Origin of the sequence: Acinetobacter sp. AOR41_HL (genome assembly GCF_027854645.1) — a bacterium.
Lineage (GTDB): Bacteria > Pseudomonadota > Gammaproteobacteria > Pseudomonadales > Moraxellaceae > Acinetobacter > Acinetobacter nosocomialis.
Genome location: NZ_JAKTHZ010000029.1, coordinates 79,890 through 100,397, shown reverse-complemented (window position 1 = coordinate 100,397; position 20,508 = coordinate 79,890). Strand labels below are relative to the sequence as shown.

Here is a 20,508-nt window from a genome sequence, read left to right as displayed (position 1 = left end):
TTATGACACTATCTGTTTTAGCATAGCTACACTTAAAACTTTTAAAATATACTATTGAATTATAATAAATAACTATTTTTCATGTTAATTTTGAACACAAAAAAAAGAGTACCATTGAGGTACTCTTTTGATTAACTAAAATTAGTTAAATGTTTTGAAACGATCTTCATCGTTAATAAATGCTTTCTCACCAGCTGGTGCTTCAACAGAACCAAATACTAATTGAGCACGTAATTTCCAAGTTGATGGGATATCAAATGCTTCAGCAGCGTCAGCATCAACAATTGGGTTATAGTGTTGTAAAGAAGCACCTAAACCAAGTTCTGAAAGCGCAGTCCAAGTTGCAAATTGTGCAATTGCGGTTGAATGTTCAGACCAAACTGGAAAGTTGTCTGCATATAGTTCAAATTGCTCTTGCAAGTTTTTAATAACAGCTTGATCTTCATAAAATAGTACTGTACCAACACCGGCAACGAAACTATCAATTTTTGCATTAGTACCAGCAAAAGCATCTGCAGGAACAATTTTACGTAATGCCTCACGAACCAAATTCCAAAATTTAGTATGTGATTCACCATATAGAGTAACTACACGTGAAGATTGTGAATTAAACGATGAAGGACTATGTTTAACAGCTTCACGAATTGTTTCTTCAATTTTTGTGCGATCTAATGCAACATTTTTACCAATTGCATAAATAGTACGACGGTTTTTAATTTTATCTAAGAAAGTAGACATTTTTATTTCCTACCTATTTGTTTGACCATTGGCCGTTGTTTGGGAATGAATATAGTCTATGAAACTCATTTCTTATAATCAGCATTAAAAATATGACAGTTCGTTTTATTTTCGCAACAATAAAAAAAGATATGGATATAAAAAAACCTCACTATTTCATGAGGTTTTTTTAGAGTTTAGCTGCAAATTACTTTTCTGTTTCAAATAATGCCGCTACAAATGATTTTGCCGAGAACGGTCTTAAATCATCAATTTTTTCACCCACACCAATAAAACGAATTGGTACATGAGTACGACTAGCAATATTAAACAGTACACCACCTTTTGCAGTACCGTCCAACTTAGTAATAGTAATACCAGTTAAACCTACTGCTTGATCAAATTCTTGTACTTGGTTAATTGCATTTTGCCCCGTACCTGCATCTACTACTAACATAATTTCATGAGGTGCCGTAGCATCAATTTTTTGCATAACACGCTTAACTTTTTTAAGCTCTTCCATTAAGTTGCTTTTGTTATGTAAACGACCTGCGGTATCTGCAATTAACACATCAATACCTTTAGCACGCGCACTTTCAAAAGCATCGAAGATAACCGAAGCACTATCTGCACCATGGCCTTGAGCGACAACAGCAATGTCGTTACGCTCACCCCAAATTTGCAATTGTTCAGTAGCAGCTGCACGGAATGTGTCACCTGCTGCTAACATGACTTTCTTGCCTTCGCCTTGTAAACGCTTAGCCAGTTTACCAATAGTGGTTGTTTTTCCAACACCATTCACGCCCACCATTAAAATCACATAAGGTGATTTATTAGGGTCAATATGCAAAGGCTTCACACGTGGAGCCAGTAAAGCAACCAACTCTTCTTGTAAGGCTTTATAAAGCGAATGTGAATAAATCAAATCGCCACGTGCAGTACGTTCAGTCAAGTTGGTAATAATCGTTTTTGTTGCATCTACACCAATATCTGCAACTAATAATTGCTCTTCAACTTCTTCAAGCAGCTCATCATCAATTTCTTTACCACCAATTAAGATATTTACCATACCATCGGTGAAATTACGGCGAGTTTTGCTTAAACCTTCTTTCATTCGCCCAAAGAAACCTGATTTTGGTTGCTCTGGTTCAGTTGAAGGTGCTGTCTCGACAACTTCTGGTGCTTTTACTTCTTGCTTAACAGGTGACTCAACGATAGGAACATCGATAGCAGGTAAATTAGGCAATGTGACATCGTCATCCCCGATCTCAGCATCTATCAAGAATTTATTTTGCATATTCGATTGTTGTTGCATGCCGATTCCTTGAAAAGCAGCGTGTTAAAAAATAGAAAGTTTAGCATAAATTCAAGTTTTTGCCTGCTCCAATAGCGAGCAAAACCTTTCTAAAATAAAGACCATGCTTATTGAGTATCTTCTTGTGCTAACGCAGGATATTCCTTGATGTGATCATGTTCAAACTGATAAGCGTACATTAACTTTAGATACTCTGCCCTATGAATTTTTGATTGATTCATTATCAACTCTGCCATATCTTGAGTTCTAGGATATGTAGCCTGTCGAGAAAGTTGTACAATTCGTTGATACTGTTCCGAGTTCACAGGACGAAGCAATGCTAAATAAGACAGCATAAAAATACAGCCAATGATAATAATCACAACCAGATTAAAACATTGGTCTGCCTTTAACTCAGACTTTAATTTAAGAAAATTTTCTTTGAATGTGAGCATGACCTACCTCTAATTGATGTAGTGTAGGGTTCAATGCACTTCAGCACAAGGTCAAAATCCAGTAAGACTAATATTCTTTAGCCTTACTGGATGATAAACTTTAGCTTATTAAAGAACGTATTACAGAGAAGTATAAGATTGCTGCAATAATTACTAGCACCAGTAACATAGCAAAAATACTTAATCCTTCTTCAGCATCAGCTGGATGCAATTCATCTTCATCTGCAATTTTTCTAAGTTCACCATCATAAACCTGATAGAACCAAGCTTTTTGATTAGGATCCAATTGGCGAGCATAGTCAAAAACCCGTTTACGTTGCGCCAAACAATAATCACCTAAATGTATTTCTTGATGGAAAATTGCTTCGTCTAATAATTTACGATGGTAATGAGCAAGCTCTATGATTTGCTCCTCTTTAGGAGGAGTATCAAAAACAAAGCCATCGATAGTATTTGTCATAGTTATTCTCCTTGTCTTTTATTCTCATATTGATTTTACTCAAAATTATTTGTGAATAATGTTTAATCATGTATCCTAATAGTGAACCAACTAATGCTGAACAATAGTTGACAAATCCATTAATTTGTAATATTAGTTTAACAATTCTAAGTTACATTAGTTCAAAGGCAGTGGCCTTTAGAAAAAGTAATCATAATTAAAATAAGGAGTTTTATATGATTCAACGTATCTCTCATCATGATTTAGAACATGTATACGCAACTGCAGTTAACACAATTCACTCTCAAATGAATTTCCAAGATGCTGTTGCGCAGTTGGAAGAAGTTGCGCGTGCTGGTCACGGCAAAGCTGCCCTATTCTTAGCAGAGCTATATTATCAAGGTTTCCGTGTAGAACGTGATTCCATGAAAGCACAATATTGGCAGAAACTAGCCACCATGCAAGCATAAAGAGACGTCACTTAGGTGGCGTTTTTTATACCTATCAAAAACCAAAATTACCTATTTATCTAAAGCCTTACTTCGCCACTTTAGCCGTGGCTCAGGTGGCGTTTTTTTATACCTGTAAAAAGTTCAATATAAATTAACCATAACTATGTTCATCTTGCGCTTCGCCAAAGCTTTAGTCGCTTTGTCTTGCTCAGGTGGCGTTTTTTTATATCTGAAAAAACTAAAGTTATTAATTTTTCTGCAACCCTACTTCACTATTCTTAGTCATAACACAGCATTATTTTTTAGTATTGATTTATATAGATATTTCAAGTCATCAATATTTGTTTACGATTTGACACCTGTTTAAACTGAAATGTCATGTGGTTTTCTTATAATAAGCAAGACAAGTTGAAAACCTTTAAATTTAAAATGAACAGTTTAAGTAATCTACAACCGGTTTCTAAAGACTTGATGATCAAGATTTATATTTTAAGAACCATGATGTATTGTGGAGTTCTTTGGGGACTATTTGATGAAGGCTGGGCCATTAAATCAGATCAGGAAGATTTTATTTTTCCTTTTTGGTTAAATGGAGTGCAAGCACATCGATATGCCAAAACTCATTGGCCTAATTACAAGCCAAGAAAAATTACCCCAAAAGACTTTCATGAATCTTTATTACCTACTTTAACACGGTTAAAAGTTACCCCTGCATTATTTAACTCATCTCATCGTAAGTTGAAGTTATCTACTCAACAAATGCATCATTTCTTTTTTAATCATCCAAAATGGCAGGTAGCTTAAAGTTTTTAAGCTACCAAACTTAGAGTGCTTTTTGAGCGTTTAAGCGTAAAACTAATATTTGAATGACTCGTAAGTCTTTGCTTTTTTCAAAAATCGAGCTAATTTAAATCAAAATGATAAAACAACAGGACAGAAGAAATGACTATCGTTGCACAAGTAATTAAGAACAAATCTGAACAAGCCATTTTTACAATTTCACCCGAAGCGACTGTCCTCGAAGCAATTACGATTATGGCGGAAAAAGGTATTGGTGCTTTAGTCGTAGCAGAAGGTGAAAAAGTTGTTGGAATATTATCTGAACGCGATTACACACGAAAAGTAACGCTTATGGAGCGTTCGTCTTATAGCACCACAGTTGCTGAAATTATGACGGCAAAAGTAATTACCGTAGGTTTAAACAATACAGTTGAAGAATGTTTACAACTCATGACTGATCGTCATTTACGACACTTACCTGTATTAGATAATGAAAAATTAGTTGGTTTTATTTCAATTGGTGACTTAGTTAAAGCAGCTATGGAAGATCAGAAAGTTTTAATTGAACAATTAAAGCAATATATTTCAGGCTAAATACAAAAATAAAAATGGGCGATTAACGCCCATTTTTATTGTCTTTAAAACTTAAAGATAATTCGTAATTAAAGCAACTAAACGCTCTAGCAAAATATCAGCTTGAGCTTGTGTCATGTTAATTGGAGGTAATAAACGAACCACCGAACCTGCCGTAACGTTAATAATAAGTTTGTATTCATCACGAGCAATCGCAACAAGTTCAGCACAATCTTTAGGTAGTTGAATACCGATCATCATACCGAAACCACGTACTTGCACATTCTTATCCGACAATTGGGCACGTAATTGATCAACAATATAATTACCTACTACTGCTGCATTCTCTACCGCATTTTCCTTCTGGATTGTGTCAATTACCGTATAAACCACACGAGAACCCAATACTGTACCGCCATAAGTAGAACCATGACTGCCTGGCCCTAACAAACCTACAGCCTTACCTTGAGTCATTACAGCACCTACAGGGAAACCATTACCCAATCCTTTTGCTGTAGTTAAAACATCCGGAATAATATTTGTATGTTGATACGCAAAGTATTTACCGGTACGGCCGTTACCAGTTTGGATTTCATCTAGCATCATCAACCAGTTATGCTGATTACAAATTTGGCGAACTTCTTCTAAATAGCTAAATCCTTGAGGTGCAGTATTAATACCACCTTCACCTTGGATTGGTTCAATTAAAATAGCGACGATATCTGGATGTTGTAAAGCTGCCTCTTGAATGGCTTCAATGTCACCAAATGGGACTCGAATAAAGCCTTCCACCAAAGGTGCAAAACCGTCTTGTACTTTCTTGTTACCAGTTGCAGAAAGTGTCGCCAAAGTACGACCATGAAATGATTGTTCAGCAACAATAATCTTTGGCAAGCTTATGCCTTGTTGAGTACCAAATTTACGAGCAATTTTAATCGCTCCTTCGTTTGACTCAGCACCACTGTTTGAAAAGAAAATTTCTTCCATACCTGAAACCTCAGCAAGCTTTTGCGCCGCAGCAGTTTGCCAAGGAATTTCAAATAAATTGCTCGTATGCACGAGAGTAGCTGCTTGTTCTGCAATTGCCTCGGCAATAGCTGGGTGAGCATGTCCTAGTCCACATACAGCAATACCAGTAAGTGCATCTAAATATTCTGTACCATCTTGTGTATAAAGATATGCCCCTCGGCCTCGGACAAAACTGATCGCTTGGCGACCATAAGTAGCCATTAAGTGTGTTGGTTGATCAGGTTGTACTGGAGCTAGGGTAATATCAGTCATCACGAACTCTGTCTGTATGAGGTTTTAAGAAGGGTTTATATAAACAAAAACTTGCACTGATGAAAAGTCTCATCCTTCATTTATCTAAAATTTCGTCTGCTTTTTGCTATCGCTTCGGTTTATACAATAAAATATTGAATATTCTGTGCAACTTTAAGCAACAAGGCGGTTTGCAAAGCGATGTGAACACCCCCTATAATGCTGCAAGATTAGTTGAGGATCTATTTATGACTGAACAAGCACGTGATACTGAAGCGTTAATTCGCGATCAAATTGCGAAGCATCCCGTTTTACTTTACATGAAAGGCACTCCACAGTTTCCACAATGTGGTTTCTCTGCACGTGCAGTAGAGGCGCTCAGTCAAATTGGTCGTCCATTTGCATATGTGAACATCTTAGAAAACCCTGATATTCGTGCAACTTTACCAAAAATTGCAAACTGGCCTACTTTCCCACAATTATGGGTAAACGGCGAGCTTATTGGTGGTAGCGATATCATGCTTGAAATGTTCCAAAATGGCGAATTAAAACCATTAATCGAACAATACAGCGCAGCTCCAGAAGCTTAATAATAAAAAAGCCAATCGAAAGATTGGCTTTTTTATACTTATAAATTTAACAATCACTTATACCGATATAACGAAATAGTCCATCAACACCAAGATCTGCTTTTAAAATAATTAAATTTTTATACGGTGTGGTAGTTATCGCTTCAAAAATATTCATGTTCGGATCTTCATGCAACTCATCTACATTTTGATTCATAACTTCTTCAAAACGATCAGCTACAAATTCAAAGCCTAAATCCATTGCAATAAACAATGTATGTTCACAAGGTTGGACGTACTGCTCTTGTGTCCAATCAATAACTGAAAGCTTACAGATTGGGCAAAGGATATTGGCCGATGCATTTTCTAATTCAACTAACTGGTAAGACATATTTTTAAAAAACCGAGAAAAATCTATTTTATGAAAAATAATATGTAAACGCTATATTTGTTTTAAGCTTCATAAAGTAAATTACAAGAGCATTTCAATGTAATTACATTAAAATTTCAAATTATTTAATTCCCTTTTCTCACTTGTATTTATCGGCTTTTTACAAAAAATTAAAATCAAACTTTATCGTTGCAAAACTAATAATGTAAAATCTTTAGTGTTGCATAAATAGGATATTTTAATGCTCACAGATCTTGATGATTTTTATTGTTTTGCCCTTGTTGTTGAGCATGGTGGATTTAGTGCTGCCGAACGTGTTACGGACATTCCAAAATCAAAATTAAGTCGTCGTGTTTATAATTTAGAGGAAAATTTAGGGGTTCGCTTAATTCAGCGCAGTTCTCGTCATTTTGCTGTTACCGATATCGGGATGGATATCTATAGACACGCACAAGTTATGATGAATGCTGCTCAAGCAGCCCATGATTTAGTTGATCACTTAAGTATTCAACCAAGAGGCGTAGTCAAAGTAAGCGTTCCTGTAGACATTGCCCAAAACCAACTACCTAAAATTTTACCGGCATTCTTAAAAAAATATCCGGAAATTCGTTTACAACTTATTGTAAGTAACCGTCGCGTTGATGTGATTAATGAAGGTATTGATGTAGCTCTACGTGTCAGATCTAAATTAGATGATGACCCTAGCCTAGTACTTAGACAGTTTGCGCTCATAGAACAAAGTTTATTCGCAAGCCAAGCTTACTTAAATGAGTTTGGTAATATTAAGTCACCTGATGAGTTAAGTGATCATCGTATTTTAAGCTTGTCCGAAGAGCATTTAGATCAACAATTTATTTTACATGGTCCAGATAGCCAACTGAAAAAAGTAAAAGTTAGCCCCACTGTAATGGGAACAAATCTTTATATGCTTGCCCAACTTGCAAGTCAGAATTGTGGTATTGCCTTATTGCCAGAAACAGCAGCTGAAGATTTTGTAAAATCGGGTCAGCTTGTACAAATCTTACCGGACTGGAAAGCAGCTCACGGTATATTTCATGCTGTTTACCCATCTCGTAGAGGATTACTCCCAGCAGTGCGTGTATTTATTGATTATCTTGTGGAACATCTGTCAGAGCATTAATAAATTAAGCTCCATAAAAAGTTCGATGATATATCGAACTTTTTATTTTATAACGATTAAATTTTTGGATAATTTCCTACCCCTTCTGGCCAAGGTGTAAGTAGCTCAAAACCTGTATCTGTAACTGCAACCATATGTTCCCATTGAGCAGATAAAGAAAGATCTTGAGTAATGACGGTCCAACCATCATTTAATTCTTTAACTTGAGGTTTGCCTGCATTCACCATAGGTTCAATTGTAAAGACCATACCTTTCTTTAGAACCAAACCTTGTCCACGTTGTCCATAATGCAGAATATTAGGCTGCTCATGGTAAACTTTACCAATGCCATGCCCACAATACTCTCGAACAATGCTATAACCCTCGCGATGAGCAACCGATTGAATAGCGTAACCAATATCACCTAAAGTAGCGCCAGGTTTAACTGCATGAATACCAGCAACCATTGCCTCATAAGTTGTTTCAACCAACTTTTTCGCATGTGGATTTACGTTTCCAACGTAGTACATACGGCTCGTATCGCCAAAGTAACCATCTTTAATAATCGCTACATCAATATTAATAATATCGCCATCTTTTAAAACTTTATTTGGAGATGGAATACCATGACACACTACTTCATTGACTGAAGTACATATTGTTTTTGTGAAACCGTGATAACCAACATTGGCTGGTATGACCTTTAAAGTATTTACGATGTAATCATTGCAAATATTGTCTAAATACTCAGTTGTTACGCCTGGCTTAACGTACTTCCCTATCATTTCTAAAACTTGTGCAGCCAAACGCCCAGAAATTCTTAATTTTTCCAGATCTTGTTCTGTTTTAATTGTAACAGTAGAAGCTCTCATTCAATTTTATCCTCGTAGGCACTGTTTTGATCACGCCTACAAAAATGTTAGTTAATTTATAGTATTTTAGAATGGATATATGATAGGCGGAAAGCTTTAAATGCCCAAATATTCAACATTCATAATAGTATTTTATATTTTTATTTTTACATAATTTTTTTAAAAAATCAGAGTTGAAAACTATTTTCTCTATTTCTTTCAAAGGATTTTCAAATAGATAACTTAACCAGTTGATATTTTTCATATCTCTGACTGATTTAGAAAACTTGAAAAATCTCTTTTTCACATAAAATAGCGCTTGATCATGCTCTCTTTTACTCTAAAATTCTTTCTTTTTTGTTAAATTTAATTTATGCAACAACTTCGTACTGGAGATATTATTGCCTTAGGTTTTATGACCTTTGCCCTCTTTATTGGGGCAGGTAATATTATCTTTCCTCCCATTGTCGCACAGCAAGCTGGTGATCATGTATGGTTAGCGGCCATAGGCTTTTTGATTACTGCTGTTGGCTTACCCGTAATTACGATTATGGCACTCTCTCGCATGCAGGGTTCCATTGAAATCATTAGTTCACCTTTAGGCCGTATCGCAAGTCTGATTTTAACAGTAGTCTGTTATTTATCAGTTGGTCCTTTATTTGCTACACCACGAACTGCAACAGTTTCTTATGAAATTGGTTTTTCCTCTTATTTTGGAACATCAAGCAGTAGTCTTTTAATTTATAGCGCAATCTATTTTACATTTGTTACTTTAGTTTCGTTATACCCAAACAAGCTTTTAGATACAGTTGGACATGTTCTAGCACCTCTAAAAATTATCGCTTTAGCAATTTTAGGTATTGCAGCGGTTATGATTCCTGCGGGCTACGTTCCTGCTCCAATTAATCATTACGTTAACTCTCCTGTTTCGGAAGGTTTCGTAAATGGTTATCTTACTATGGACACTTTAGGTGCCTTAGTATTTGGTATCGTTATTATTCAAGCAATTTATTCGCGTGGTGTTACAGATAAAAAGCTAGTCACCAAATATGCAATTATTGCTAGCCTTATTTCAGGTGTTGGTCTTACTTTAGTGTACTTAAGCTTATTTAAATTAGGTTTAGGTAGTCACGAAGTTGCTCCAAATGCCGCAAATGGTGCTGTAATTCTGCATGCCTATGTTCAACATGCTTTTGGAAATATGGGTTCATTATTCCTAACTGGACTTATTTTCTTAGCGTGTATGGTAACTGCAATTGGTTTAACTTGTGCGTGTGGTGAATATTTTGCTCAACTCACCAAGTTACCTTATAAGCTTTTAGTATTTATCTTAGTTGGTTTCTCTTTCATTATTTCTAATCTTGGATTGACCAAACTCATTGCTGTATCAGTACCGGTTTTAAGTGCAATTTATCCACCAGCTATTGTGGTTATTATGCTCAGTTTCTTCTGGAAATTTTGGCATAAACCATCTTTTATTGTTGGTTCAGTAACAAGTATTGCTTTAATTTTCGGAATTATCGATGGGCTTAAGGTTGCGGGTTTTGGAGATAATCTTCCTACGTTCCTTCAACATTTACCATTAAATGAACAAAATTTAGCATGGTTGATCCCATCTCTAGTTGTTCTTGCGGTAACTACCCTTATCGACAAAGTTAAACATAAAAGCATTTAATCTGGTGTTTTTTTTGAAATCGAGTTTTACCCAAACATGATTTTATATATTGAATAAAATGCTGAGTTTACCCAACCAGCATTTTATTTCCAACACCAATTATTTAATGACAATTCAACTATAGATATAATTAATTTTTACTGTAATATTACATTAAAATAATTTTTAGCTTACTCAGGAAAGAAGAGCATAAATGAAAAGTAAATATTATCTAACATTAGCAGATGCAGAGTTTTTAATGGAAGAAGCTCAAAAATATGCTATCGAACACAACTTCAAAGTCAGTATAGCTATTGTTGATGAAACAAGCTCTTTATTACTTATGAAACGCCTAGATGGCGCCTCTCCTCTCAGTACACATATATGCCTAGAAAAGGCTAAATGCTCATCAATGAGTGGCCGTCCTTCAAAATTTTACGAAGAACTTCTTCAAAATGGCCGTCTTGGTTTCTTAAGTCTACCAAGTGCTAAAGGTATGCTAGAAGGCGGAAAAGCGATTATTTATGAAGGTCAGATTTTAGGCGCAATTGGTGTTTCTGGTGTCCAATCTTTTGAAGATGCTGAAATTGCACAACACGCAATTGATGTCTTCTTAAAGAAACAAAGCAACTAAAGTAAATTGAGAGAAAAGAGAAATTATTACACTTTTCACCTAAAAATTTCTCTTTTCTAAAATATTAAGTATTTTATACAAAAATATTTAATATTTACCTTTTTTATACCTTAACTATTTATAAATATAGAGGTTTTCATAAAACTGTTCAAAAATTTTTCAATTGACTATTGAATTAAGCTAAAAATACAAGTACAACATTAAACTTATTCTTGACTAAAACATTCGGTTTTAGCACAACCACAAGGAGGGATGGAGATGTTATCATTACATTTCAACAAACAAGTCTTCATTAACACTCTGAACAGTAAAGATTCAGTTGTTTATGGAGTAACAACACTTGCTCTTATGCTGACTCTACTGTTTCAAGGTATGATTAAAGGGAATCTGAAACCCGAATACTTTATGTATGCCATGGTTGTTTCTTTTGTATTTTGTGTATGGGCCTTTGTCGACCACAAAATGCGAAAATTAGCTAAAAGACGACTTAGTCAACAGAAATAAGAATTCAAAAATGGATGAGCAATCATCCATTTTTTATTTATTTAAAAATAGAAAAATCGTTCCGATTACCAAAATAGCAGTTGCCAGCAGCTCAGTAATAATTAAAGCAATCATCATAAATGTCATCAGCCATGTCGGCAAATTAACCTGCCCTAACCTATGCGGTTGTTTAAACTGATTGGTCGTATCCTGCAAAAACCCATGAATGATATAAACTAAAATTGAGAAACTAAAAAACAGTATATTTGCCAATACACACCATACAGCAATATCTTCATTTAAAACAGTGAAATAGCTCAATACAGCTAGAATGAGTGTAGCTGCTGCATAGAGCAAACTGCTTCTATGTGCAATATCTACATAATAATGTGCACGGCTTAATTCGGAACGGCGAATTTGCCAATATTTCCATACCCCAGTTAACATTCCTATCCATAAAAAGACACCACTAAAAACAATAGCCAACTGTACGGCTTTCGATAAATCCATCATTTCCTTTATTCGTTTTATTAAAATTTGATGAGTTATATAACATAAATCTTGACTTTGTAGTCACAATTTAATCAAGTGCCTTTTCAGAACTCATGTACATTAAGATAAATAATTAGCCAATTAACTTTAAATCTATGGATAAGACTTTTGAATCTTTTTGGATTACCTGTAAAGATGGTTATCAGCTTGCAGCTCAATTTTATCCTGCTCAAGAAAAGAAAACTGAATATCCTATTCTCATTTGTCCAGCAACAGGTATAACTAAAAACTTTTATCACTCTTTCGCCGCATGGTTAAGCCAACAAGGCTACGATGTATTGAGTTTTGACTTTCGTGGTATTGGCGAGTCCCTACATGGCGCTTTAAAACAAAGCACCGCAAGTATTACCGACTGGGGAACACTTGATATTCCTGCTGCAATTGATGCTTTATTAATAAAAACAAAAGCAGATCAAGTTATCCTTATTGGACATAGTGCTGGTGGACAACTACTAGGAGTCGTACCTAATTATAATAAAGTTGCAAAAGTAATAACGGTTGCTGGTTCAACTGGACATATTAAAGGCCTTAAAGGAAAAACCAAGGTTTTAGCACCAGTTATGTTTAATCTTATCTTTCCTATCTCTAGTCTTGTTAAAGGTTATGGAGCAACTCAATTTATTGGTATGGGAGAAAACCTACCTAAAAAAGTTGCTCAACAATGGCGAGAGTTTTGTAGCCGTCCTGGATATGTGAAAAATGCCATAGGCAAGACGATTTTTCATGATTTTCATTCAGATATTCAATGTCCCATTACGGCTATTTGGGCCGATGATGATGAGATTGCAACTAAACGTAATGTACAAGAATTATTAAGTTTATATCCAAATGCAAATAAAAAAATGATTGAACTTAGCCCAAAAGATTTAGGCTATAAAGCAATTGGCCATATGCTGCTATTTAAAAAATCACATCAAAAACTTTGGTCTATTTTAGAACAAGAAATTAATCATTAAACCCTGCTTTTATTTTCACCTCTAAGTCAGTAATCCGGCTTAGAGGTTTTTTTGTATTAAAAACGAGCAGCTTTTTACTTAAATGCGTCGATATACATTTAAAGTTCTGCTAAGGTAATTCATCTGAAGCTGTTGTCAAAACAGGTATATTTACTTGTTTAATGCAAACAGCTTCTTTTTTTCTGTTTTAGCTAAAGCCAAAGAAATTGTTCAAGGATAATTATGCTAGCACTAGAGCCTCAACATATTCATATGAATCAACATGCTGTTGATAAAACACATGCATTAAAGTGTCTAGTAGATATATTAGAAAATGATGGGTTAGTTACGCCTGAATATATAACAGGACTCATCAATCGTGAACAACAAAGCGCGACTTACTTAGGCCAAGGTATTGCTATTCCCCACGGTACTCCTCAATCACGCGAATATATTTTAAAAACAGGTATTCGCTTAGCCCATTTCCCCGAAGGTGTGATCTGGGATGGAGAAAATAAAATCTATTTAGCTGTCGTAATTGCAGCGAAATCTGATGAACATTTGCAAGTTTTGCAAATTCTTACTCGTGCATTAATGCATGACGTCAGCGAACAAGTAAAAAATGCTTCCAAACCTGAGCAGATTATTGAATTACTACAAGCTCAGCCATTATCTTTAGCACTTCATGAAAATCTTATTCAAACTGAAATTGATGCACAAGATATCGAAGATTTACTTTGGGCAGCGTCTCAAACACTCAAAAAACATAATTTTGTAAAATGTGGTTTTCTAAGTTCACTTGATCCAGAACAAGCCATTCAACTGCAAGATCAAATCTGGTCCATTTCTAGCAATCATTTTGTTCAGCAACCAGCTATTAGCATTACTAAACCATCCCAGTCTTTAGAGCTAAATGGTAAAAAGCTGAACACCCTCGTTTGTATAGCAGCCAATGACCAACTCGATAATGAAAGATTTAATCGTTTAATTGATATTTTATTTAACCCTGAGCAAGTTGCCGAGCTAGATAAGACTCAAACTCCAAACGAAATTGCAAAAATTATTGGGGCTGAAGTTGTTCCGGACTGGCCTCAACGCTCAGTTGTACTGGCAAATGCCCACGGCTTACATGCTCGACCAGCTACACACCTTGTCAATCTTACTAAAACCTTTCAAGGTGACATCCAAGTTGCTGTAGACGATGGTAGCTTTGTTTCCGCTAAAAGTTTAACTCGTCTTTTAGCCTTAGGTTGTAAACGTGGTCAAACTCTACGTTTTATCGCAGAACCAGAAACCGATGCCGTAGAAGCCTTAGATCAAGTTATTTTGGCAGTGCAGCAAGGCTTAGGTGAAGAAGTTGAAGCGCTACCTGTAACCAGTGAAACACCTGACCAGCTTCCTGCTCAAACTGCAATATCAAATGCTACGACATTGGGTAACAATACGGGAATTGCAGCATCAAGTGGCTTAGCTTTTGGACCAGTACATGTGATTAAACCAAAGGTTTATCAATATGAACGTATGGGTTTAAGTGTAAAAGCTGAGAAGGAAAATTTAGATATTGCATTACATGCTGTAAAAAATAATATTCACCAAGTTATTGCCAAAGCTGATGCTTCTGAAATTAAACAAATCTTTCAAGCTCATTTAGAAATGCTTGATGATCCTGATTTGATTAATGGTGTATATCAAAAAATTAACCAAAATTTATCAGCACCTGCTGCTTGGCATGAGCATATTGAAGCTGCAGCTAAAGCACAGGAAGCTCTACCAGACCGTTTACTTGCTGAACGTGCAACAGACTTACGTGACATTGGTGACCGAGTCTTAACACAGTTATGTGGTGAAGTGGTTATTGAAGAGCCTAAAGAGCCATATATTCTAATCATGCACGATGTTGGACCAAGTGATGTCGCTCGTCTCAACAAAGATCGAGTCGCAGGTATTCTCACTGCTATAGGTGGTGCAAGTGCACATAGTGCAATTGTTGCACGTGCTTTAGGTATTCCAGCTATTGTTGGTGCTGGTGAACAAGTCCTAGAAATTGATCCAAAAAGTACTTTACTTATTAATGGTGACACAGGTACTTTCGTTTTAAATCCAGATGCAGCTCAAATCGAACAAGCTAAGCAAGAGCGTGAACAACAGCGTCAAATCCGTGAAGAAGCCGAACGTCATAGCCAAGAGCCAGCTATTACTTTAGATCAACATCAAATCGAAATTGCTGCCAATTTAGGTAAAGTTCAAGCAACAGCACAAGCTGTAGAATGTGGTGCAGAAGCGATTGGTCTGCTTAGAACCGAACTTGTTTTCATGTCTCATAGCAGTGCACCTAATGAAATTGTCCAAGAAGCTGACTACCGAGTGGTATTAGATGCACTTGCTGGCCGCCCACTTGTTGTACGAACATTAGACGTAGGTGGTGACAAACCCTTACCTTATCTACCAATTGCTGAGGAAGAAAATCCATTCCTAGGGTTAAGAGGAATTCGTTTAACCTTAAGACGTCCTGAGCTTTTAAGGCAGCAATTAACTGCTTTATTGAAAGCATCAGATAATCGCCCACTACGAATTATGTTCCCAATGATTGGACGTGTTGAAGAATGGCGCGCTGCAAAAGCGATTCTTGATGAAGTAAGAGCTCAACATCCATGTGATAATTTACAAGTTGGCATTATGATTGAAGTTCCGTCTGCTGCTCTACTTGCGCCAATTCTTGCACAAGAAGTCGACTTTTTCAGTATCGGAACAAATGACCTAACTCAATATACTTTAGCGATTGACCGAGGCCACCCAATACTCTCAGCTGAAGCAGATGGGTTACACCCAAGTATTCTGAACTTGATTGATCAAACTGTTAAAGCTGCCCACAAACACGGCAAATGGGTAGGAATCTGTGGTGAGCTTGCAGCAGACCCGAAAGCTGTACCTATTCTCATGGGATTAGGCGTAGATGAACTGAGTATGTCTCCAAATAGCATTCCTTTAGTAAAAGCTCAAATCCGTACACTAAGCTATAGCCATGCTCAAAAGCTTGCGCAACAAGCTTTACTATGCGATAGCGCCCCTGCTGTGCGCCAGCTATCTGAACAAGACTTATAAGATTGGGAATAGTAATGGCTAAAATTTTAACAGTTACTTTAAACCCTGCAATTGATGTAACCATCCAACTGAATGAGTTACTAGTAGGAGAAGTGAACCGACAAGAGTCGGTAGAAATTCATGCGGCTGGTAAAGGCCTTAATGTGGCTCAAGTATTGAAAGACTTAGGTCACGATGTAATCGTAAGTGGTTTTTTAGGTGAGCATAATCGACAAATTTTCGATACACATTTTGCACAAGCTCAATTTCAACCCGAGTTTATTTATATTGATGGCGAAACACGTCAAAATATAAAAATTGCTGAGCATTCTGGGCGGATGACCGATTTAAACGGCAAAGGTTTCTTTGTTTCTGAAACAGACAAACAAAGCCTATTTAATAAGATTGAAGCTCTCTTACCACAAGTCGAGGTCGTTGCAATAGCTGGTAGCCTCCCGCAAGGTTTTAGTATTGATGAGTTACAACATCTTATTCAACTGATCAAAAAAAATAATAAGAAAGTTGCACTAGATACCAGTGGTAAAGCGCTGGTTGCTGCAATTGAATGTCAACCTTGGATGATCAAACCGAATACAGATGAGTTGGTTGAAAGTTATCAACGCCCTGCAACAAGCTACGCTGAACAAAGAGAACTTTTTGATAGCTTAACCAATATTGAGCATGTGGTTATCTCAATGGGTAAAGATGGCGTAAATTGGTTACACGCCACTCACCCCTTACATGCTCAAGCACCAAAAGTTATTGTAAAAAGTACAGTAGGCGCTGGTGATTCACTCTTAGCCGGCATGATCCATGGACTTGTTAACCAACTGCCTCCTGAAGAAACCTTAAAAACTGCGACTGCCATTGCAAGCCATGCTGTAACACAAATTGGTTTTCGAATCCCTACTCCTGAGATTCTAGACCAACTAAAAGCACAAACTATTATCAATTCATTGAGTGAATCTGATGCAAACTGCTAAACATTTATTATTTGTCACTAATAGTCCGCAACAGCAAGTCAATGCTTTAATCTTGGCTCGTAAACTTGCTTTAGTCGCAACTCAACACGGCTATAAACACAGTGTCATTTCACTCGATGAGTTTGAATCAAGCGATCATTTTGATCATGTCATTATTATTGGTCAACAACCTAAAAATCTAAATATTTTTGGGCAAAACGCTTTAACTTTAGTTTCTATTGAAGATATTAAAGATGATGCAGACAAAGCGCTTTTAACGGCACTTGAACACTCAAAACCAGCCAATGAGTGGGATCAAAAACCTAAGCAAGCTTCAAATACAGCAACTCATTTTGTTGCTATTACTGCTTGCCCAACTGGTGTTGCCCATACATTTATGGCAGCTGAAGCTTTACAGCAAGGCGCAGAGAGACTTGGATACCAAATTGATGTAGAAACTCAGGGTTCTGTGGGTGCAAAGAATATTTTATCTGCTGAATCGATTGCAGACGCCGATATTGTTATTCTTGCCACTGACATTGAAGTCAACACAGACCGTTTTGTAGGTAAACGTGTTTATCGATGCAGTACTGGCTTTGCCTTAAAACAAACTGATAAGGCCTTTGCCGAAGCAATTGCGAATGCACAAGTTTTAGAACAAAGTAAACAACAAGCTACAACGGAAAATAAAGATAAAACTGAAAAAGTTGGTGTATATAAACACTTATTAACTGGTGTTTCTTATATGCTGCCTATGGTTGTTGCAGGTGGTCTATTAATTGCACTTTCTTTATGTTTTGGCCTGAATGCAGCTGAACAAGCTGGCAGCCTACCAGCCATATTAAAACAGATTGGTGCAGCAGCATTTACACTGATGGTACCCATGCTATCGGGTTATATCGCATATTCCATTGCAGACCGCCCTGGTCTTGCACCCGGTTTAATCGGGGGTTTATTGGCAGCACAACTACAAGCGGGCTTTTTAGGCGGTATTGTTTCTGGTTTCCTTGCTGGTTATATAGCATTATTTATTGCCAAAAAAGTTAAGCTTCCAACTAGCTTAGAGTCTCTTAAACCTATTTTAATTATTCCATTATTAGGAACGTTATTTGTTGGACTCATTATGTTCTATGTGGTTGGTCAACCTGTAGCGCATATTTTTGAGTTAATGAAAGATTTCCTCAACAACATGGGCACGACAAATGCCGTATTAATGGGAATTATTCTGGCAAGTATGATGTGTATTGATTTAGGGGGACCAATCAACAAAGCAGCTTATGCTTTTACAGTTGGTTTACTTACAACCAATACCTATATGCCAATGGCTGCCACGATGGCAGGTGGAATGGTACCTGCTATAGGCATGGCAATTGCGACCTTCCTTGCTAGAAATAAATTTAGTACAGGTGAGAAAGATGCTGGTAAAGCTGCTTTCGTGCTTGGTTTATGTTTTATTTCAGAAGGAGCAATTCCATTCGCGGCAAAAGATCCAATGCGTGTTATTCCAACCTGCATTCTAGGTGGTGCAGTAACTGGTGCATTAGTTGCCTTATTTCACTGCGAACTTGTTACTCCACACGGCGGCGTATTTGTACTCCTGATTCCAAATGCAATCAATCATGCGTGGCTATACCTAGCAGCAATTGCAGCAGGAAGCATCGTAACAGGTGTAAGCTATGCCATCCTTAAAAAGAATCAAGAAGAAAAGCTAATAACAAATACATAATCTTAAAAAAAGGGAGAATGCTGATTCTCCCTTTTTTTTATTAAATAATTTTATTGATTAATTTGAACCGCACGCGCCATAACTTGTTCAGGAAGATCTTGGGCTAATACCACTGCAAGAGTTGGTTTTTGGTTAGTCTCATCTTTTAAGTTTTGAGCTTCGAGAACTCTATTTACATATTTAAGTTATAATTTAAAAGAATCATTCTATTTAAGGTAAATATTTAAAAATCAATAACATAAAAACAAATATTTAATAAAATTTATAGATTATTCATCAATCATGTTAAATGTATGGTAAATTTTTATCATTTCAAACCAAATCAAGCTGTTGATTAAATTAAACATTTCTTTATTAAATGGATTGATTTTTTATCGTTATGACTTTATAGACAAAAAATTTTTATAGAAATGTCACGTTCAAAACAATTTTTTTTTTCTAGGATTCTCATGCAAACAGATATCGTTCATTTTACGAACAAGCGAGCAGCCAAGTTCAAATAAACGGTAAGAAAAAAGTTTTATCAGAATAGGAAAATTTATAGTTTGTCCTTGTTAATTCAAACAATATAAATTTTGCTCAAGACTTAAAGTCCTGATATAACTTGCTTAGTGAAACTATATTTTTCAACTATTAAGATTAGTTTCATAAAAATGCGATCCACCAAGGTATGGGGAAAAGTCAATGACAAAGAAGTATGCGCGTTTTTTACCTACAACAGAATCTTTCACTCTTGAAGATTTTCCATATTATTGGATTACTCAGGTCCATGCTCAATATGTTCAAAATATTGATAATGCCCTTAAAAAATATGGCCTCGATAATTCTCGTAGACGTATTATGCTTGCACTCAGTAGCAAACCTCATGCTAGCGTATCTGAGCTATCTGACATGATTATTTCAAAGATGTCCACGACAACTAAAATTGTTTATCGCTTAAAAGATGAAGGTTTAGTTGAAACATATTCTTGCCAAACAGATGGTCGAATTACACGTGTATATCTTACTGAACGTGGTATTGAAATGATCAGTAAAATTAATGACCTTACGAGTGTGGTACTTGAACAATCATTTGAAGGTATTACCCCCCTACAGTTAGAAAAAATGATGGAAAGCTTAAAAATGCTTTTAAAAAATCTATCGCGTTAGTTATTTTTCATAATTTGCAAAATTTATTAGATTTAAAGCTCTCTCATGAGGGCTTTTTTTATACGTGATAATTATGATAAAGAACATGGATTTCATAAAGTAATCAATTAAACATTCTGCTTGTTGACTTGTTCCTTCAACTCCAGTAGAAACTCTTTTTTTATTCTCTACATTGTAATGATAGGAAAAATGGCTAAAAGAAAATATAAAAGTGATAAGTTTCAGGTACGTCGTATTAATCGCCAATGGTGGGTACTTGAAAAGGACTTGGAAACTAACGGCTATGCTAAGCATGAACAAGTAGCTACAAAAACATTAGCTAATAATTATGCTGATGATTATATAGAGCAATACTATATGAATCTCTATATTCAACAACAGTTGAAAAAACCAGAAGCCGTATAAATAAAAAAGCCATTATGGCTTTTTTA

General features: G+C 36.0%; 22 protein-coding genes. 14 read left to right on the top strand and 8 right to left on the bottom strand.

The window, feature by feature from the left end; all coding sequences use genetic code 11:
- Nucleotides 1–141 precede the first annotated feature (141 nt).
- The 4 genes from MKL35_RS12605 to MKL35_RS12590 form a co-directional block, all read right to left on the bottom strand.
- Complete coding sequence (locus tag MKL35_RS12605; protein ID WP_002050635.1) at nucleotides 142–738, bottom strand: nitroreductase family protein; 597 nt, start codon at nucleotides 736–738, stop codon at nucleotides 142–144.
- 187 nt (nucleotides 739–925) lie between these two features.
- The gene (gene ftsY / locus MKL35_RS12600; protein ID WP_002050665.1) at nucleotides 926–2,032 is read right to left on the bottom strand and encodes a signal recognition particle-docking protein FtsY; all 1,107 of its coding nucleotides are present in this window, start codon (nucleotides 2,030–2,032) and stop codon (nucleotides 926–928) included.
- A 107-nt stretch (nucleotides 2,033–2,139) separates the two neighbouring features.
- Complete coding sequence (locus tag MKL35_RS12595) at nucleotides 2,140–2,466, bottom strand: hypothetical protein (RefSeq protein WP_002050644.1); 327 nt, start codon at nucleotides 2,464–2,466, stop codon at nucleotides 2,140–2,142.
- A gap of 100 nt (nucleotides 2,467–2,566) precedes the next feature.
- The gene (locus MKL35_RS12590) at nucleotides 2,567–2,926 is read right to left on the bottom strand and encodes a hypothetical protein (RefSeq protein ID WP_002050680.1); all 360 of its coding nucleotides are present in this window, start codon (nucleotides 2,924–2,926) and stop codon (nucleotides 2,567–2,569) included.
- A gap of 215 nt (nucleotides 2,927–3,141) precedes the next feature.
- On the opposite strand from MKL35_RS12590, the gene MKL35_RS12585 reads away from it, so the two are divergent.
- The 3 genes from MKL35_RS12585 (at nucleotide 3,142) to MKL35_RS12575 (ending at nucleotide 4,731) form a co-directional block, all read left to right on the top strand.
- Nucleotides 3,142–3,375 (top strand): hypothetical protein, encoded by a 234-nt coding sequence (locus MKL35_RS12585; protein WP_002050673.1) that lies wholly within the window; start codon nucleotides 3,142–3,144, stop codon nucleotides 3,373–3,375.
- A gap of 411 nt (nucleotides 3,376–3,786) precedes the next feature.
- Entirely contained in the window at nucleotides 3,787–4,161 is a 375-nt protein-coding gene (locus MKL35_RS12580; protein WP_001087274.1) for a DUF2750 domain-containing protein, read from the top strand.
- A 138-nt stretch (nucleotides 4,162–4,299) separates the two neighbouring features.
- Nucleotides 4,300–4,731: a CBS domain-containing protein gene (locus tag MKL35_RS12575; RefSeq protein WP_002050640.1), complete on the top strand. Its 432-nt coding sequence runs from the start codon at nucleotides 4,300–4,302 to the stop codon at nucleotides 4,729–4,731.
- Nucleotides 4,732–4,782: 51 nt separating this feature from the next.
- Here the strand turns inward: MKL35_RS12575 and MKL35_RS12570 are convergent, their stop codons facing one another.
- On the bottom strand, nucleotides 4,783–5,991 hold the full coding sequence (locus tag MKL35_RS12570; RefSeq protein WP_000129946.1) for an aspartate aminotransferase family protein: 1,209 nt from the start codon (nucleotides 5,989–5,991) through the stop codon (nucleotides 4,783–4,785).
- Nucleotides 5,992–6,218: 227 nt separating this feature from the next.
- Here MKL35_RS12570 and grxD point away from each other — a divergent pair, with 227 nt between their 5' ends.
- The gene (gene grxD, locus MKL35_RS12565) at nucleotides 6,219–6,560 is read left to right on the top strand and encodes a Grx4 family monothiol glutaredoxin (protein WP_000138830.1); all 342 of its coding nucleotides are present in this window, start codon (nucleotides 6,219–6,221) and stop codon (nucleotides 6,558–6,560) included.
- Between the two features lie 46 nt (nucleotides 6,561–6,606).
- On the opposite strand, the gene MKL35_RS12560 is transcribed toward grxD, so the two are convergent.
- Nucleotides 6,607–6,930: a hypothetical protein gene (locus tag MKL35_RS12560; RefSeq protein ID WP_032011547.1), complete on the bottom strand. Its 324-nt coding sequence runs from the start codon at nucleotides 6,928–6,930 to the stop codon at nucleotides 6,607–6,609.
- Nucleotides 6,931–7,171: 241 nt separating this feature from the next.
- Between MKL35_RS12560 and MKL35_RS12555 the strand changes: the two genes are divergently transcribed.
- Nucleotides 7,172–8,071, top strand: a complete 900-nt coding sequence (locus MKL35_RS12555) for a LysR family transcriptional regulator (protein WP_002050716.1) — start codon at nucleotides 7,172–7,174, stop codon at nucleotides 8,069–8,071.
- A gap of 56 nt (nucleotides 8,072–8,127) precedes the next feature.
- On the opposite strand, the gene map is transcribed toward MKL35_RS12555, so the two are convergent.
- Entirely contained in the window at nucleotides 8,128–8,922 is a 795-nt protein-coding gene (map, locus tag MKL35_RS12550; protein WP_002050620.1) for a type I methionyl aminopeptidase, read from the bottom strand.
- A 352-nt stretch (nucleotides 8,923–9,274) separates the two neighbouring features.
- Here map and brnQ point away from each other — a divergent pair, with 352 nt between their 5' ends.
- The 3 genes from brnQ (at nucleotide 9,275) to MKL35_RS12535 (ending at nucleotide 11,693) form a co-directional block, all read left to right on the top strand.
- The gene (brnQ, locus tag MKL35_RS12545; RefSeq protein WP_004708465.1) at nucleotides 9,275–10,576 is read left to right on the top strand and encodes a branched-chain amino acid transport system II carrier protein; all 1,302 of its coding nucleotides are present in this window, start codon (nucleotides 9,275–9,277) and stop codon (nucleotides 10,574–10,576) included.
- Nucleotides 10,577–10,769: 193 nt separating this feature from the next.
- Nucleotides 10,770–11,189, top strand: a complete 420-nt coding sequence (locus tag MKL35_RS12540; RefSeq protein ID WP_002050687.1) for a GlcG/HbpS family heme-binding protein — start codon at nucleotides 10,770–10,772, stop codon at nucleotides 11,187–11,189.
- Nucleotides 11,190–11,447: 258 nt separating this feature from the next.
- On the top strand, nucleotides 11,448–11,693 hold the full coding sequence (locus MKL35_RS12535; protein WP_000949688.1) for a hypothetical protein: 246 nt from the start codon (nucleotides 11,448–11,450) through the stop codon (nucleotides 11,691–11,693).
- Nucleotides 11,694–11,726: 33 nt separating this feature from the next.
- Here the strand turns inward: MKL35_RS12535 and MKL35_RS12530 are convergent, their stop codons facing one another.
- The gene (locus MKL35_RS12530) at nucleotides 11,727–12,182 is read right to left on the bottom strand and encodes a hypothetical protein (RefSeq protein WP_032011544.1); all 456 of its coding nucleotides are present in this window, start codon (nucleotides 12,180–12,182) and stop codon (nucleotides 11,727–11,729) included.
- Between the two features lie 137 nt (nucleotides 12,183–12,319).
- On the opposite strand from MKL35_RS12530, the gene MKL35_RS12525 reads away from it, so the two are divergent.
- From MKL35_RS12525 to MKL35_RS12500, 6 genes are all read left to right on the top strand, one after another.
- Complete coding sequence (locus MKL35_RS12525) at nucleotides 12,320–13,180, top strand: alpha/beta hydrolase family protein (RefSeq protein ID WP_022575621.1); 861 nt, start codon at nucleotides 12,320–12,322, stop codon at nucleotides 13,178–13,180.
- A gap of 222 nt (nucleotides 13,181–13,402) precedes the next feature.
- Complete coding sequence (gene ptsP, locus MKL35_RS12520; protein WP_119689383.1) at nucleotides 13,403–16,261, top strand: phosphoenolpyruvate--protein phosphotransferase; 2,859 nt, start codon at nucleotides 13,403–13,405, stop codon at nucleotides 16,259–16,261.
- Nucleotides 16,262–16,275: 14 nt separating this feature from the next.
- On the top strand, nucleotides 16,276–17,223 hold the full coding sequence (pfkB, locus tag MKL35_RS12515; protein ID WP_032011542.1) for a 1-phosphofructokinase: 948 nt from the start codon (nucleotides 16,276–16,278) through the stop codon (nucleotides 17,221–17,223).
- On the top strand, nucleotides 17,210–18,928 hold the full coding sequence (locus tag MKL35_RS12510; protein WP_032011541.1) for a fructose-specific PTS transporter subunit EIIC: 1,719 nt from the start codon (nucleotides 17,210–17,212) through the stop codon (nucleotides 18,926–18,928). The genes pfkB and MKL35_RS12510 overlap by 14 nt, the downstream gene beginning before the upstream one ends.
- Before the next feature lie 684 nt (nucleotides 18,929–19,612).
- Nucleotides 19,613–20,077 (top strand): MarR family winged helix-turn-helix transcriptional regulator, encoded by a 465-nt coding sequence (locus MKL35_RS12505; protein ID WP_004708449.1) that lies wholly within the window; start codon nucleotides 19,613–19,615, stop codon nucleotides 20,075–20,077.
- A 189-nt stretch (nucleotides 20,078–20,266) separates the two neighbouring features.
- Entirely contained in the window at nucleotides 20,267–20,482 is a 216-nt protein-coding gene (locus MKL35_RS12500) for a hypothetical protein (RefSeq protein ID WP_016805733.1), read from the top strand.
- Nucleotides 20,483–20,508: the final 26 nt, after the last annotated feature.

Excerpts from the sequence above, each read along its gene's own strand:
- MKL35_RS12605 (WP_002050635.1), bottom strand. The coding sequence starts at position 738 with ATGTCTACTTTCTTAGATAAAATTAAAAACCGTCGTACTATTTATGCA.
- ftsY (WP_002050665.1), bottom strand. The coding sequence starts at position 2,032 with ATGCAACAACAATCGAATATGCAAAATAAATTCTTGATAGATGCTGAG.
- MKL35_RS12595 (WP_002050644.1), bottom strand. The coding sequence starts at position 2,466 with ATGCTCACATTCAAAGAAAATTTTCTTAAATTAAAGTCTGAGTTAAAG.
- MKL35_RS12590 (WP_002050680.1), bottom strand. The coding sequence starts at position 2,926 with ATGACAAATACTATCGATGGCTTTGTTTTTGATACTCCTCCTAAAGAG.
- MKL35_RS12585 (WP_002050673.1), top strand. The coding sequence starts at position 3,142 with ATGATTCAACGTATCTCTCATCATGATTTAGAACATGTATACGCAACT.
- MKL35_RS12580 (WP_001087274.1), top strand. The coding sequence starts at position 3,787 with ATGAACAGTTTAAGTAATCTACAACCGGTTTCTAAAGACTTGATGATC.
- MKL35_RS12575 (WP_002050640.1), top strand. The coding sequence starts at position 4,300 with ATGACTATCGTTGCACAAGTAATTAAGAACAAATCTGAACAAGCCATT.
- MKL35_RS12570 (WP_000129946.1), bottom strand. The coding sequence starts at position 5,991 with ATGACTGATATTACCCTAGCTCCAGTACAACCTGATCAACCAACACAC.
- grxD (WP_000138830.1), top strand. The coding sequence starts at position 6,219 with ATGACTGAACAAGCACGTGATACTGAAGCGTTAATTCGCGATCAAATT.
- MKL35_RS12560 (WP_032011547.1), bottom strand. The coding sequence starts at position 6,930 with ATGTCTTACCAGTTAGTTGAATTAGAAAATGCATCGGCCAATATCCTT.
- MKL35_RS12555 (WP_002050716.1), top strand. The coding sequence starts at position 7,172 with ATGCTCACAGATCTTGATGATTTTTATTGTTTTGCCCTTGTTGTTGAG.
- map (WP_002050620.1), bottom strand. The coding sequence starts at position 8,922 with ATGAGAGCTTCTACTGTTACAATTAAAACAGAACAAGATCTGGAAAAA.
- brnQ (WP_004708465.1), top strand. The coding sequence starts at position 9,275 with ATGCAACAACTTCGTACTGGAGATATTATTGCCTTAGGTTTTATGACC.
- MKL35_RS12540 (WP_002050687.1), top strand. The coding sequence starts at position 10,770 with ATGAAAAGTAAATATTATCTAACATTAGCAGATGCAGAGTTTTTAATG.
- MKL35_RS12535 (WP_000949688.1), top strand. The coding sequence starts at position 11,448 with ATGTTATCATTACATTTCAACAAACAAGTCTTCATTAACACTCTGAAC.
- MKL35_RS12530 (WP_032011544.1), bottom strand. The coding sequence starts at position 12,182 with ATGGATTTATCGAAAGCCGTACAGTTGGCTATTGTTTTTAGTGGTGTC.
- MKL35_RS12525 (WP_022575621.1), top strand. The coding sequence starts at position 12,320 with ATGGATAAGACTTTTGAATCTTTTTGGATTACCTGTAAAGATGGTTAT.
- ptsP (WP_119689383.1), top strand. The coding sequence starts at position 13,403 with ATGCTAGCACTAGAGCCTCAACATATTCATATGAATCAACATGCTGTT.
- pfkB (WP_032011542.1), top strand. The coding sequence starts at position 16,276 with ATGGCTAAAATTTTAACAGTTACTTTAAACCCTGCAATTGATGTAACC.
- MKL35_RS12510 (WP_032011541.1), top strand. The coding sequence starts at position 17,210 with ATGCAAACTGCTAAACATTTATTATTTGTCACTAATAGTCCGCAACAG.
- MKL35_RS12505 (WP_004708449.1), top strand. The coding sequence starts at position 19,613 with ATGACAAAGAAGTATGCGCGTTTTTTACCTACAACAGAATCTTTCACT.
- MKL35_RS12500 (WP_016805733.1), top strand. The coding sequence starts at position 20,267 with ATGGCTAAAAGAAAATATAAAAGTGATAAGTTTCAGGTACGTCGTATT.